Source organism: Rufibacter roseolus, assembly GCF_017916365.1.
GTDB lineage: Bacteria > Bacteroidota > Bacteroidia > Cytophagales > Hymenobacteraceae > Nibribacter > Nibribacter roseolus.
This window is the reverse complement of record NZ_JAFMSU010000001.1, coordinates 1,979,259-1,993,254: the sequence shown is the minus strand read 5'-3', so window position 1 is coordinate 1,993,254 and position 13,996 is coordinate 1,979,259. Positions and strand designations below refer to the sequence as shown.

Here is a 13,996-nt window from a genome sequence, read left to right as displayed (position 1 = left end):
GCTTTGTCTAAGGCTGCGTGAGTTCCACACCAAACACAACCCTTTACACAACTTACAAGCAAACCTAGTATGAAGAAATTCTTATTGACGCTGGGGCTGGTTTCCTCCTTCGCCGGGATAGCCATGGCCCAGGGTCGGACCCAGCCCGCCGATTCTACGCGTCGGGTAGCCGGGGCCGCCGGTATGGCAGGCACAGCCAACCAGAAAGCCAAACCCAAGGCTTACGCCGATGTCATCACCGACAAAGCCCAATCCAAATCTGGTTTTTTCAAGACCCACAAAGTAGAAGACAAGTACTTCTTTGAGCTGGCAGACTCCGTTTTGGGTCGCGAGATTCTGGTGGTGAACCGTATCTCCAAAGCCGGTGCCGAAGTACGCGCCGCCTCAGGCTACGCCGGTGACCAGATCGGGTCCTCAGTGATCATGTTTGAGAAAGGTCCGGATGACCGCATATTCATGCGCAAAATCTCTTACGCCACCTACAGCCCAGACAGCACCAAGTCTATGTACCAGAGCGTGCAGCGCTCCAACGTGCAGGCCATTGTGGCTGCTTTCAACGTGGCTGCGTACAGCCCGGGCAACAAAGGCAGCGTGATTGATGTCACTGACTATATCAAAGGCGAGAACGAGATTTTCTCTTTCAGCAACGCGGCGGCCAAAACCCGCATCCGGTTGGGTAACTTCATCCCAGACCGCAGCTACATCCAGAACGTGCGCAGCTTCCCGCAGAACGTGGAAGTGACCTCCGTGAAAACGTACGTGCTCACCCCTCCTACTACCGGTTTCGGGGCGGCTCCGGCCGGCGCAGGTGCTGCCAACTCCAACCTGAACGGTTCTTCTACCATTGAGGTGAACACTTCCATGGTGGTATTGCCTAAGAAACCCATGCAGCCGCGTTACTTTGACCCGCGCGTTGGTTTCTTCACCGTAGGCTACACAGACTTCGATGCCAATCCGCAGGGCGTGAAAGAAATCCAGATGGTAAAACGCTGGAGACTGGAGCCGAAGGAAAAAGACATGGCCAAATACAAGCGCGGCGAGTTGGTAGAGCCTAAAGAGCCTATCGTGTTCTACATTGATCCGGCTACGCCGAAGAAATGGGTGCCTTACCTGATTGCCGGCGTGAATGACTGGCAGAAAGCGTTTGAGAAAGCCGGTTTCAAGAACGCCATCATCGGAAAAGAAGCCCCAAGCGCCAAAGAGAACCCGAACTGGAGCCTGGACGATGCCCGTCACTCGGCCATCGTGTACAAGCCATCGGAGATTTCCAACGCCAGCGGACCAAGTATCTCTGACCCACGGAGCGGCGAGATCATGGAAAGCCACATCAACTGGTACCACAACGTAATGAAACTGGTGCATGACTGGTACTTTATCCAGACGGCCGCCATTGACCCACGCGCCCGCAAAATGGAGTTCTCAGACGAGCTCATGGGCGATCTGATCCGCTTTGTGTCATCGCACGAGGTTGGGCACACTTTGGGTCTGCGCCACAACTACGGTTCCAGCTCAACGGTGCCGGTAGAGAACCTGCGCAACAAGAAATGGGTGGAGCAGAACGGCCATACCCCTTCTATCATGGACTACGCCCGTTTCAACTACGTGGCCCAGCCAGAAGACAACATCACCTCCAAAGGGATTTACCCAAGAATTGGCGACTATGATCTGTGGGCCATTGAGTGGGGTTACCGGGTTCTGCCCAACGCCAAAAACGCAACGGCCGAGATTCCTATGCTCAACAAAATGACCATGGAGAAACTGAAGAACCGCCGCAACTGGTTCGGGACGGAGATCAACCCAGACGATCCGCACTCTCAGAACGAAGACTTGGGTGATAACGCCATGAAAGCTTCTGAGTACGGCATCAAAAACCTGCAGCGTATCCTGGCCAAACTCCCGGAGTGGACCAAAGAAGAAAACGAAGGCTATGAGAACCTGGAAATCATGTACGGTCAGTTGACGACCCAGTTCAACCGCTACATGGGCCACGTAGCCAAGAACGTAGGTGGTATCTATGAGAACCCCAAAACGGTAGAGCAGGAAGGCGTGATTTATGAGCGCACGCCAGCAGCCACCCAGAAAGAAGCCATGACGTTCCTGGACAAGCAATTGTTCTCTACCCCTACCTGGTTACTGGCGCCAAACGTGCTCAACAACACCGGCACTAACCCTATGGTAGTGGTTTCCCGCAGCCAGCAGGCCGTGTTGAACCGCCTCATCAGCAACAACACCCTGACCAAGCTCATCGCGGCAGAAGCCATGGACGGTGACAAGGCCTACAAGGTAACCGACTTCTTCAATGACATGAACGGCTCTATCTTCAGAGAAGTGAAAAACAAGCAGGCCATTGACGTGTACCGTCGTAACCTGCAGAAGATGTACGTGCAGGAACTGATTGACCTGGTGAAACCGGCTCCGGCCCCAGCGGGTGCTCAGGCAGCACAAGGCGGCAGAGGCGGTAACGCAGCCCCAACCATGGATGCCCGCACCAGCGATGTGGTTTCCGTGGCCAAAGCCGAGTTGCGCAACATCAACAACCTGATCAAAGCATCGGCGGCTAACCAGGCAGATTCACTGAGCAACTACCACTTGCTGGATCTTTCTGACCGTATCAACGAAGCCCTGAACCCAAGAAGCTAAGCTTCTTTTGGCCTTAAAACAGAAAAAGCGGCTCCTAAACGGAGCCGCTTTTTTTATGCCTTTTATTTTCATTTCAGGGCTTCTTTTCAGAAAACAGCCCCAAATCGCTTTACTTTCCGGCCTGAGTGGGCACCAGCTTTTTCTTTGCGTTAAGCCAGCTTTTGGCCTCTTCTATGTCTGAGAACATCCGCATTTCAAACCCCTCCACTTTCTGGTGCATTTCCTCGCTGGAGACTTTGGCAAGTGAATCGTCGCTGACCACGTGGGCAAAGTACTGCAGCCCATTGGCCACGGCACGGGGTGTCCAGTCAGACGCAATCCACTCCACCGCATGGTTCCAGGGACCCAACACCTCCCGGTTATCGTTGAGAAGACAGGCACTCCCTGAAGCAGCAATAAGCCCCAGGCAGACATTGGCGCCCTGCACAATACTGTCAAAGGATTGGTACCCGATCCAGTTGTTATAGACCCAGTGGTGCGCCGGCTCATATTGGGTGGTAAGAAAGAGCTTACCCAATGAATTTCTTACTTCTTGCTTCATAGAGGAGGGCATGGGCTGAATAGCAGAATGATTTTTCCTTGGTTCTTTATTCCTATTCTTAGGCAAGCTACATTTTTTTGCCTGATTAGGTTCTCCGGTCCGGCGGATTTTGAGGGAAAAACCACCAAAAAGAAACCTAGGCGCCAGTTTGTTACGTCCCCTAAGAGGGGTTTCCCTTAAAAAGCTTCGTTTATCCCCAATAGAATTCCGGCGATGGCGTTATTTAGACTCTGGCCTAATCTTTGAATTCTGCTGTTGAAACAGCGTTGCTTACGTGAAGATGAAGAATATCAATAGACTTTTGCTCCTGCTTCCTTTCTGGTTTCTTTCCCTGACGGCGCAGGCCCAGAAAGAAGTGACCACCTGGTATTTCGGGCAAAACGCGGGCTTGTCCTTTGCTGATCCGGCCAATCCGCAGCCGCTCAAAGACGGTAAGATGTTCAGTGAGGAAGGCTGCGCGGTGCTGTCAGATGCGCTGGGCAACCTTTTGTTCTACACCAACGGCATGCAGGTCTGGAACCGCAACAAGCAGATCATGGCCAACGGCGATTCGCTCAAAGGCCACGAGTCTTCCACCCAGTCCTCGGTGATTGTGCCCAAACCCGGCACCTCGCACCTCTACTACCTTTTCACCACCGATTTCCAGGGCCAGAGCCACGGTCTGCAGTACCACCTCATTGACCTGAGCCGCAACGGTGGCCTGGGCGAAGTGGTCTCCAAAAACAACCTGGTCTTTGCCCCCGTCACTGAGAAACTCACCGCCGTGAAACACCGCAACGGCCGCGACTTCTGGATCATCACGCACCGCTGGAACAGCTCAGCCTTCTACGCCTACCTCATCACCGCCGATGGTATCACCTTCAAACCCGTGGAGAGCCACCTGGGCAGCATCCACTCCGGTGACAACGGCGCCACCATCGGGTACATGAAAGCCTCGCCGGCCGGCAACAAACTGGCGGTAGCCACCTGGGCAGCGGTAAACAAGATTGAGGTCTTTGATTTCAACAACGAGAACGGCAAACTGGCCCTGGCTGTGGACTTAGGCAAGTTCGATGAAGCCTACGGCGTGGAATTCTCCCCCGATGGCACCAAACTCTACGGCGGCAAGAACGGCATTGCCGGTGGCGAGGCCCGCATCTTCCAGTTTGACCTGGCAGCCGGTACCAATGACGCCATCATCCACTCGGGCAAACAAGTGGCCAAAAGCATGAGCCGTAAAATCGGCGCCCTGCAACTCGGTCCGGATGGGCGCATCTACGTGGCCCGCAACAACAGCACCTGGCTGGGCGTGATCCGGAACCCCAACGCCCTGGGCGAGGCCTGCGACTATAAAGACGCCGGCATCAAACTGGGTGACCAGAAAAGCGCCCTGGGCTTGCCCAACTTCCCGGCCTTCTACTTCCAGAACCTGGCTCCCTCCACCAGTGCCGTGCTGCCAACCAAGTAAGGTTTCGTTGCTGGTAAGGGTCCATGTTTAGGGCACTGGATTCAAGGCAATAGCTTTGTCTTGCTTTTCTTTGGGCAAGCCTTCATGCTCCAGTCCCCAAAGGTTAAAGGCGATTCTGGGGTGACTACCCGCCTTCCTTGCCAGTTCTGAAGAAAGCAGCGTCATGCGTTCAATGGTGCGGCTGTTTTTCAATAGACCAGCATCCAGAACCCTGAAGGGCAGCGGCTTCAGGAGCTGCAGCACGGTTTCTCTGGCCTGGTCACTGTTAGAGGCTACGTACACATCGCTCTTCAGGCCTTGCAGCACCGGGTCATCAAACACCACCCAGTACGTGTTCTTAAAGGCAGCCACCACCTGGCTGTCTGGGATGACTTTCTGCAGTTCCTCGGCCGCGGAAGTGTCATAACCCGTGGTGAAATCATCGAAATTCTCGTTGAAAGGATTGGAGATATCGATGACTATTTTCCCTTTCAAGGCCTCTTTATGTTCCTGCGCCCAAGGCAAAAGGTCGCTGAACCATAAGGTGGGAATGATGACATCGGCTTGCAGTGCCTCTTCTTGCGGTACTGCCTTTAAGAGCAGGCCAAGTTCTTCTATGGTCCTTTGGGCGTGCGCTACGTCTCGGCCCGTAAACAATACATTTTGGCCGTAGGCTTGGTATAAAGTCTTGAGCAGGCCCTTACCCATGCGCCCGGTTCCAATAATAGCTACTTTCATGTCTATGAATAGTTTGTTTGAAATAAGATTCGGCCAGCTATGTCTTACCCCTATGCGGGGTAGGTTCCTTAAGGTATACCCACCTGTTCCCAGGCCTAAGCCTTTTCCACTCCAGTTTCCGGTTACCCCTCCTTACCAGGGCGTCTTGAAATTCTTAGGCGTCCTTTTCGTATTTTTCGCGTACTTTTCTGAAAACAGCCCCTAAACGAGTGCCTAAACGATTTTCCCCAGACGAGTATGCCGCCGGAGTCCTGTCCGGGAACCGGGTGCTCCTGAGCCGCGCCATTACCTTAGTAGAAAGTACCCTGCCTTCTGACCAGGCCCTGGCCCACGAGGTCATGGAGCTGGTGTTGCCGCACGCGGGGAAATCAGTTAGGGTGGGCATTACGGGCGTGCCGGGCGTGGGCAAGAGCACCTTTATTGAGGCCTTCGGGAATTACCTTTTGGAGCACCACGGCAAGAAGCTGGCGGTGCTGGCCATTGACCCCACCAGTCAGCGCACGGGTGGCAGTATCCTGGGTGATAAAACCCGCATGGAAACGCTCTCGGCTAATCCCAAGGCGTACATCCGGCCTTCGCCGGCCGGCAAAACATTGGGCGGCGTGGCCCGCAGTACCCGCGAGAGCATTCTGCTGTGCGAGGCGGCGGGCTTTGACGTGATCTTTGTGGAAACGGTGGGTGTGGGCCAGTCGGAGACGGCGGTGCACGAGATGGTGGATTTCTTCCTGCTTTTGATGCTGGCCGGCGCCGGTGATGAACTGCAGGGCATCAAGAAAGGCATCATGGAAATGGCCGATGCCATCGCTATCACCAAAGCCGATGGTGCCAACCTCTCCGCTGCCACCAGTGCCCAGGCCGAGTACCAGGGCGCGTTGCATCTGTTTCCGTTGGGTGCGTCCAAGTGGAGCCCCCGGGTGACGGTCTGCTCGGCGTTTGAGAAAAGCGGACTGGCGCCTATCTGGGAATTGGTGACGGAATATGTGCAGCTCACGCAGGGGAACGGCTATTTCCAGCATCGGCGACAAGAGCAGAATTTGCATTGGCTTCGGCACAGCATCCGGCAGCAGTTGGAGGAACGGTTCTACCAGCATCCGGCGGTGAAGGCGCAGTGGGAAGCAGTCTCGGGGCAGGTGACGCAGGGACAGAAATCGCCGTTTGCCGCGGCTGCGGAGTTGTTCCGGCTGTTAACGTAACCCTTCTGGTTTTAAGCCTGTTTTACTTAAATCGGCCCCAAAACAGGACTCGCTTTTAGAGCTCTCCTATAAATATTTATATCGGCTTGGTAACTTCTGAGAATCTGCGGTAATTTATAGAAAGAAATTACTTCAGCTTTTCACTCATGCGTACCGCACCCTCCTTTTCCCGCCGACTGGCTGCCATTCTGCTGCTGGTGGTGTACTTGCTGCCCGGCCTTCCGGCCATGGCGGCGCCTGCCTCCACCCCCTTAGAAGAGGCCTGGCTCAAATTCCATGACAACAAACGGACAGAGGCGCGGGAGCTTTTCAAAAAAGCATCTTTGGAGCCGGGCACCAAAGCCGAGGCGCACCTGGGCTTGTCTTTGCTGGCTTCCATGGACCGCCCCGGCACCGAGGCTTTCCGGGAATTCCAGGAGTTCTTCAAGGCATCCCCGAACCCTTACCCTTACGTGTACTCGCTCTGGACCACCCCTTCCCTTATGGCGGGCGGCGGCAAGAAAACCGCCGAGCAACTGGCTTTCCTCAAGAATCTGGTGAAAGACCCCAAAGCCGATGGTACGCTCAAGGCCATGGCTTGGTCTATCCTGGGCAGCCACTATGAAACCACAAACCAGCCGGCGGAGGCCCACCAGGCTTATGCCCAGATTGGGGCCCTGGACAAGTGGATGATGGTGGGCGAGTTCGAGAACATGTCGGGCAGCGGGTTCAACAAGGATTTCGGGCCTTTGGGAAAACCGGAGGCCAACGCCACGTTCACCAATAAGCACGGCGCCACCGTTTCCTGGTTTACGCCGCCGGCTACCCGCAATGACAAGTGGATCGATTTCACCTACCACTTCTACTTCAATGACGCCACGGTGTACGCGCAGACCTTCGTGAGCAGTCCCAAAGACCAGACTGTGCAGTTGAGAATGGGCGTATCGGGTTCTCTGAAAGCCTGGGTGAATGATCGCCTGGTCTTCGCCGATGACGTGGAGCGCAACAATGACGTGGACACCTATTTAACGCCTGTTTCCCTCAAAAAAGGCCAAAACCGCATTCTGGTGCAGGTGGGCGAAAGCTACGCCGGCCGCTCCAACTTCATGGTGCGCCTCACAGATGAGAAAGGAAACCCTATTCAGGGCTTGACCTCCACCGCGGCTTACCAGGCCTATACCAAAGACACCGGTGCCACGCCTACTCCTATTACCCTGGCCGTAGAGGAATTCTTCCAGAAACAAACCCAGGTCAACCCCACCCAGGTACTGCCCAAACTTATGCTGGCGCACACCTACCTGCGCAACGACAAAACCTCTGATGCCCGCCGGGTTTACCGCCAGGCCCAGAAAATGGTGCCCACCAGCAGCTTCATTGTAATGCGGCAACTGGAGGCCTACCAACGCGAGGAAAACAGAACCTCGCTCACCACGGCTTTGGAATGGCTCAAAGAGCATGACCCCAACCTGCCTTTCTCCCTGGACCTGCGTTTTGACGATGAACTGGAGAAGGAGAACTACACCCAGGCACTGGCCCTGCTGGACCAGATGGAGCAGCAGCAAGGCTTCGATGAGTCTATCCTGACCAAGCGCATCAAAGTCCTGTCCAAGAAAGAGCAGTTCAACGAGGTCATCAAACTGGCCGAGCGCGGCTACACCAATTACCCCGAGAATCCGGCGTTCATTGAGCTCAAGTACATGATTGAGAAGAACGTGAACAAAAACCAGGCGGGTGCGGCCAATGTCCTGAAGAAATTCCTGAAGGAGAACCGTTCCTACGCCGTCTCGCAGCGATTGGCCTCGGTGTACTTTGACAAAGGCGACATGAACAACGGCATCAAGCTTTACCAGCAGTATCTGCAGGAAGAGCCAGTGGCCGTGGGCATCCAACACACGCTGGGCAATATTTACGCCCAGGCCCAGAACCATAAACTGGCCGAGGAAGCTTACCGCAAAACGCTGCAGCTCTCGCCCTACATTGGGCAGTACTGGGCCGATCTGGCCAAAACGCTCAAGGCCCAGGATAAAAAAGAAGAAGCACTGGCCGCCTACCGCAAAGCCATTCAACTGGACCCTACTGATTACACCAGCCTCAAAGAACTACGCCAGTTGGAGAACAAGAAAGAGGTGTTCAGCTATTTCCCGCAGACCGATGTGTACGCCCTGATCAAGAAAGCCCCGGCTGCGGCCACATACCCAGAGCACAGCAGCCTGGTGTTGCTGGACGAAGTGCAGAAAGTGGTCTACAAAGGCGGCGCCTCTGAGGAGAAACGCACCATTGTGGTAAAGACTTTCAATCAGCAGGGCGTGGAGTTCTGGAAGGAATACGGCATTGACTACCACAACATGCAGCGCCAGCTCCTGGAGAAGGCCGAAGTGGTGAAACAGAACGGCAACAAGGTGCCCGCCGAGAGCAACAATGGCCAGTTGGTGTTCACTAACCTGGAGCCCGGCGACGCCATCCATATTACCTACAAACTGGAAAACCACCTGCTGGGCAAACTGGCCTCGCATTTCTGGGACCGTCATTTCTTCACCCACTACCTGCCTTACCAGACCACTCGCTACAGCTTGCTCGTAGACCCCGAGACCAAGTTCCAGTATAAGGTGACGCAAAAAGCCCTGGAGCCTAAGGTGCAGACCGCCGATGAGTTCAAGCTTTACGTGTGGGAACAGAAAGACCAGCCGGGCATGCAGCCCGAGGACAAGATGCCGGTGCTCTCAGACGTAAGCCAGACCCTGTACATCTCCTCGTTCCCCGACTGGAAGTTCATCTCCAACTGGTACGCCGATCTGGCCGCCGCTAAAGCCCGCCCTGATTATGAGGTGAAACAGGCCGTAGAAGAGGTATTTGTGGGTAAGCAGAACCTCACCCCGGTGCAGAAAGCCCAGGCCATCTACGAGTACATCACCAGCAACATCACCTACAGCTCTATCCCGTTCCGCCAGAGTGGACTGGTGCCCCAGAAACCGTCTGATGTGCTCAGCACCAAAATAGGCGACTGCAAAGACGTGTCCACGCTGTTTGTGGCCATGTGCCGCGAGGTAGGCGTGCCGGCCCAACTGGTACTGGTGAACACCCGCGACAACGGCTACGATGACCTGGTGCTGCCCTCCATTGACTTCAACCACTGCATCGCCAAGATCAACCTGCCGGAGAAAGAGATGTACGTGGAGCTGACGTCTAACTTCCTGCCCTTCGGGAGTCTGTACCAGGGCATGCTGCAGTCCGGTATCCTGGAAATTGACGATGAGCAGAGCCAGGCCAACCGCAGCCTCTCGCACCTGAACCCCAAAGTCCGGACCCAGAACATCATTGACCGCAACGTGAAAGTGCAGTTGGTGAACAATGGACTGTCTGTGGTGGAGGAAAACTACAAAACCGGGGCCATGGCCGCCGAGGCCAAGCAACGTTACCGCGATGCCGGCCAGCAGGAGCGCGAGCGGATTGTGCAGCAGGCTATTAATGCCTCCATGGCCAGCGTGAAACTGACGGAGCTTTCTTTCAAAGGGCTGGAAGGCGCCCAGGACACCGTGCGCTGCCGTCTGGCTTACCAGGCAAACGATGTGGTGACCCAGGTAGGCGGCATGTCTCTGTTCTCCCTGCCTTGGACCAGCAAAGCCACCGCCCGCGATTTCACCTTCAACGAGACCCGCACCACCCCGCTGGACCTGACCCAACTACTCTACGCCGACCATGACCGGGAAACCATCACCATGTCACTGCCCGCCAAGAAAGCCCTCGCGGAGGTACCACAATCGGTGAAACTGACCTGCCCGGTGGCCGAGTACTCGCTCACTTACAAGAAGGTGAAAGACCAACTGGTGTTCACCCGCGAGCTCAGGTTCACCAAAGACATCATCCAGCCCCAACAGATGGCCGAGTTCCAGGCCTTCTACAAGAAAGTCATCGCCGCCGATGCCCGGCAGTTGGCGCTGAAATAAACCTTGGTTCACCAAAACAGAAAAGCCCGAAGCTGAGCAGCTCCGGGCTTTTCTGTTTTAGGGATGTTTTTGATAATTAAGGCTATAAATGGCCATGATGAAAATCCACATCATTCCTGTTTGAGAAACTTTTCTTGAGAATCGCCCATCAAACAGATGGGAATTCTACGGTGATTAGGTAGGGGCAATCCCTTGTGGTTGCCCTTGCGCCGGCCACCGCAGTTTGGGTTGTTGGTGATAACACCAACAACGGCAATGAAATATTAAAAACACATTTTTAAGCACCAGATTTTCATGTCACATTATTTGCTGCATGAGTAAATGGCGTAAGCTATGAAAAACACAACGAGGATCTGATTAATTAAAATATCATACCGTCTTTTAGGTAATGTATGTGGAGGATAGGGAATGTCCCATTTACCTTTATTCGCAAAATCTAAGAACATCTGTGGTGTAACAGGGATACGAGTAACTCTTTCATATGGTGCTTTAAAAAAAGCTCTTCCAATGCTATTACTGTGTCCTTCTTCGTCAGTATGAAAGTACCACAAATACGAACTCATGTCCACTTGGTAACGACTTGCATATTCTTGAATAAGTTCATCCCAATCATCACCATAACACCCCAAATCATTTTCAATATCAGCCTCTGCTGTCACCTCCTCAACCCCTGTCTTGTCTTTTACAAATTCTATTATATCCACTAATGAATACATGAGGTTCGAATAAATTAGCGCCCTAACAACCAAATACCATTGGTCAACCAATCACTATCTCCTAGCTCCTGGGATGGAACTCCTGGATGATCTGCTTGAGGTAGTCGCGGTCCAGGTGGGTGTAGATCTCGGTGGTGGTGATGGACTCGTGGCCCAGCATTTCCTGCACGGCCCTGAGATCGGCGCCGCCTTCAATGAGGTGCGTGGCGAAGGAGTGGCGGAAGGTGTGAGGCGAGATGTTTTTCTCCAGCCCTATTTTGGCGGCCAGGTCTTTGATGATGGTGAACACCATGACACGGCTCAGACTGGCGCCCCGGCGGTTGAGGAACACAAAGTCCTCATGGCCTTTCTTGATGGGCAGGTGCCGGCGCACGCCGTCCAGGTAGAGCCTGATGTATTTGAGGGCATCCCGCCCGATGGGTACCAGCCGCTCTTTGTTGCCCTTGCCGGTGATGCGCAGGAAACCCAGGTCTTCGTAGAGGTTACTTATTTTGAGCTCAATCAACTCGGTGACGCGCAGGCCCGAGCTGTAGAGGGTTTCCAGCATGGCTTTGTTGCGGGTGCCCTCGGGGGTGCTCACGTCAATGGCCTCAAAGAGGGAGACGATTTCATCGTAGCTGAGGACGTCAGGGAGTTTGCGTTGCAGTTTGGGGGCTTCAATGGTCTCGGTAGGGTCTGCGTTGAGCAGGTCTTCCATGATCAGGAATTTGTAGAAAGCCCTGATGCCGGAGAGGGTGCGCGCCTGCGAATGAGACGTCATGCCCAGGCCATTGATGTATTCCAGGAAACCCTGCAGGTGGGTGGCTTGCACCTCCAACGGCCCTACTTTCTGTTGGGTTATCTCTAAAAACTGCACCAGTTTGCGCACATCCCGTAGGTAAGCTTCTACAGAGTGGCCTGACAAGGACTTCTCCAACTGGAGATATCCCTGAAAATGGGTAAGACTTACGGACCAATTCATTTGGGGGAGGAAAAGCCTAAATATAGGTATAACCTAATTATATCCAAATGCTTCACAAGAAATAGCCGCCCAAAGGCAGTTATTGCGTACATTTGGTCATGACCCCGGGCCCATTTTCCGGCTCCACGCAAACCTTACCACTATGAAAATTCTCATCCTCAATGGCCCTAACCTGAACCTACTGGGCCGCCGCGAAAAGTCTATCTACGGTTCTCGCTCCTTTGAAGACTACCTGGAGAAAGACCTCATCCCCGGTTTCCCGGGCATGGAACTGGTGTACTTCCAGTCCAACACAGAAGGCACCCTCATTGACAAACTGCACGAAGTGGGGTTCGAGTACCAGGGCATCGTATTCAACGCCGGGGCCTACACGCATTCCAGCCTGGCTTTGGCAGACGCCATCGCGGCCATTGAGACGCCCGTGATTGAGGTACACATCTCCAACGTGTATGCCCGCGAGGCCACCCGCCACGTGACGTACATTGGCGGCCGGTGCGTGGGCAGCATCTCCGGCTTCGGGTTGGAGAGCTATCGGCTTGCCTTGCAGTACTTTGAGCGGCAGAAGCCCAACAAGGTAGGATTTACATACACCAAAGCGTAACCAGCCTTCGTTTTTCACGTGTAGGTCATTTTAGCAGGAGGTCTGCCCAGGGTTTCGTTTTAAGCCCATTTTCTTAAAAACAGCCCCGAAACAGCTTTTCCGCAATCCGCTGTCCAGTACCTTTTGCCCAATTTTCACGCATCGTTCCACCACCAACCACTGCCGCTGCCCATGCTTAACTTCTATCCGGGTCCCTCCCAAGTCTATCCCGAGGTTCGGGATTACCTGACCATGGCGTATGATGAAGGGATCCTGAGTATTCCGCACCGCGGAGAGCGCTTTGTGCAGATGATGCGTGACCTGGTGGGCCTGGTGCGCAACCGGCTGAACATTCCCCAGGACTACTACATTTTCTTCACCTCGTCGGCCACCGAGTGCTGGGAGATCCTGGCCCAGAGCCTGACGCCGCACAAAAGCCTCCACCTCTACAACGGGGCTTTCGGGGAGAAATGGTACCAGTACGCCAAGCGCCTGCGCCCCGATTGCTACGGACAGGCCTTCGGGCTGGAGGAGGTGCTGGACGTGCCCAATATCCCGGTGGAGGATGACACTGATCTGATCTGCGTGACCCAGACCGAGACTTCCAACGGCACGCACGTGAGCATGAACACGCTCCTGAAACTACAGAACCAGTTCAAAGACCCGCTGCTGGCCGTGGACGCCACCTCCAGCATGGCCGGGGCCAACCTCAAGTTCATTAGGGCCGATATCTGGTTTGCCTCGGTGCAGAAATGTTTCGGGTTGCCGGCCGGCATGGGCGTGCTGGTGTGCTCGCCGCGCACCATTCAGCGGGCCAAAGGCCTCAACGACCGCCGACACTACAACAGTCTGGTGTTCCTGCACGAGAAAATGCTCAATTACCAGACCGCCTACACGCCCAACGTGCTCAACCTGTACCTGCTCAAAAGGGTGATGGAGCACCGCCCGCTCATCAAAAACATTGACCAGCACCTGGCGCAGCGGGCGCAGGACCTATACACGTTCTTTGAAGAACTCACTGAGATGCAACTGTTGGTGGAAAACCCCGAGGTGCGTTCCCTCACGGTAGTGGCCGTGAAAGGCCCCGACCGCTGGATTGCCGAGGCCAAACGAATTGCGGCCACGCAGGGCATCACGCTGGGCAACGGATACGGTCCCTGGGCCAAGAACACGTTCAGGATCGCCAACTTCCCCGCCATCGCAGACTCAGACTATGACGTGCTGCGCAATTTCATTTCCAACCATTATCACTAATATTGCGGCGGCAAACCCCTAAAC

Annotated in this window: 10 protein-coding genes; 6 read left to right on the top strand and 4 right to left on the bottom strand. The window is 54.6% G+C overall.

The annotated features are described in order from the left end of the window. Nucleotides 1-69 precede the first annotated feature (69 nt). Nucleotides 70-2,640, top strand: coding sequence for a zinc-dependent metalloprotease (locus J3P35_RS07875; protein WP_210463778.1), 2,571 nt, complete (start codon nucleotides 70-72; stop codon nucleotides 2,638-2,640). A 109-nt stretch (nucleotides 2,641-2,749) separates the two neighbouring features. On the opposite strand, the gene J3P35_RS07870 is transcribed toward J3P35_RS07875, so the two are convergent. Then, complete coding sequence (locus J3P35_RS07870; protein ID WP_210463777.1) at nucleotides 2,750-3,181, bottom strand: STAS/SEC14 domain-containing protein; 432 nt, start codon at nucleotides 3,179-3,181, stop codon at nucleotides 2,750-2,752. Between the two features lie 280 nt (nucleotides 3,182-3,461). Here J3P35_RS07870 and J3P35_RS07865 point away from each other — a divergent pair, with 280 nt between their 5' ends. Then, entirely contained in the window at nucleotides 3,462-4,628 is a 1,167-nt protein-coding gene (locus J3P35_RS07865) for a YncE family protein (protein ID WP_210463776.1), read from the top strand. Between the two features lie 27 nt (nucleotides 4,629-4,655). Here the strand turns inward: J3P35_RS07865 and J3P35_RS07860 are convergent, their stop codons facing one another. Further along, on the bottom strand, nucleotides 4,656-5,345 hold the full coding sequence (locus J3P35_RS07860; protein WP_210463775.1) for an NADPH-dependent F420 reductase: 690 nt from the start codon (nucleotides 5,343-5,345) through the stop codon (nucleotides 4,656-4,658). Between the two features lie 209 nt (nucleotides 5,346-5,554). On the opposite strand from J3P35_RS07860, the gene meaB reads away from it, so the two are divergent. Both meaB and J3P35_RS07850 read left to right on the top strand, forming a co-directional pair. After that, nucleotides 5,555-6,538, top strand: coding sequence for a methylmalonyl Co-A mutase-associated GTPase MeaB (meaB, locus tag J3P35_RS07855; RefSeq protein WP_210463774.1), 984 nt, complete (start codon nucleotides 5,555-5,557; stop codon nucleotides 6,536-6,538). A 146-nt stretch (nucleotides 6,539-6,684) separates the two neighbouring features. Then, the gene (locus tag J3P35_RS07850; protein ID WP_210463773.1) at nucleotides 6,685-10,461 is read left to right on the top strand and encodes a tetratricopeptide repeat protein; all 3,777 of its coding nucleotides are present in this window, start codon (nucleotides 6,685-6,687) and stop codon (nucleotides 10,459-10,461) included. A gap of 302 nt (nucleotides 10,462-10,763) precedes the next feature. On the opposite strand, the gene J3P35_RS07845 is transcribed toward J3P35_RS07850, so the two are convergent. Beyond that, nucleotides 10,764-11,177 (bottom strand): DUF1493 family protein, encoded by a 414-nt coding sequence (locus J3P35_RS07845; protein WP_210463772.1) that lies wholly within the window; start codon nucleotides 11,175-11,177, stop codon nucleotides 10,764-10,766. Between the two features lie 61 nt (nucleotides 11,178-11,238). After that, nucleotides 11,239-12,138 carry a site-specific tyrosine recombinase XerD gene (xerD, locus tag J3P35_RS07840; RefSeq protein ID WP_210463771.1) on the bottom strand — a complete coding sequence of 300 codons (900 nt, stop codon included), beginning with the start codon at nucleotides 12,136-12,138 and terminating at the stop codon, nucleotides 11,239-11,241. A 142-nt stretch (nucleotides 12,139-12,280) separates the two neighbouring features. On the opposite strand from xerD, the gene J3P35_RS07835 reads away from it, so the two are divergent. Both J3P35_RS07835 and J3P35_RS07830 read left to right on the top strand, forming a co-directional pair. Then, nucleotides 12,281-12,739: a type II 3-dehydroquinate dehydratase gene (locus tag J3P35_RS07835; protein WP_210463770.1), complete on the top strand. Its 459-nt coding sequence runs from the start codon at nucleotides 12,281-12,283 to the stop codon at nucleotides 12,737-12,739. Between the two features lie 171 nt (nucleotides 12,740-12,910). Then, complete coding sequence (locus J3P35_RS07830) at nucleotides 12,911-13,972, top strand: aminotransferase class V-fold PLP-dependent enzyme (protein WP_210463769.1); 1,062 nt, start codon at nucleotides 12,911-12,913, stop codon at nucleotides 13,970-13,972. The last annotated feature ends 24 nt before the right edge of the window (nucleotides 13,973-13,996 follow it).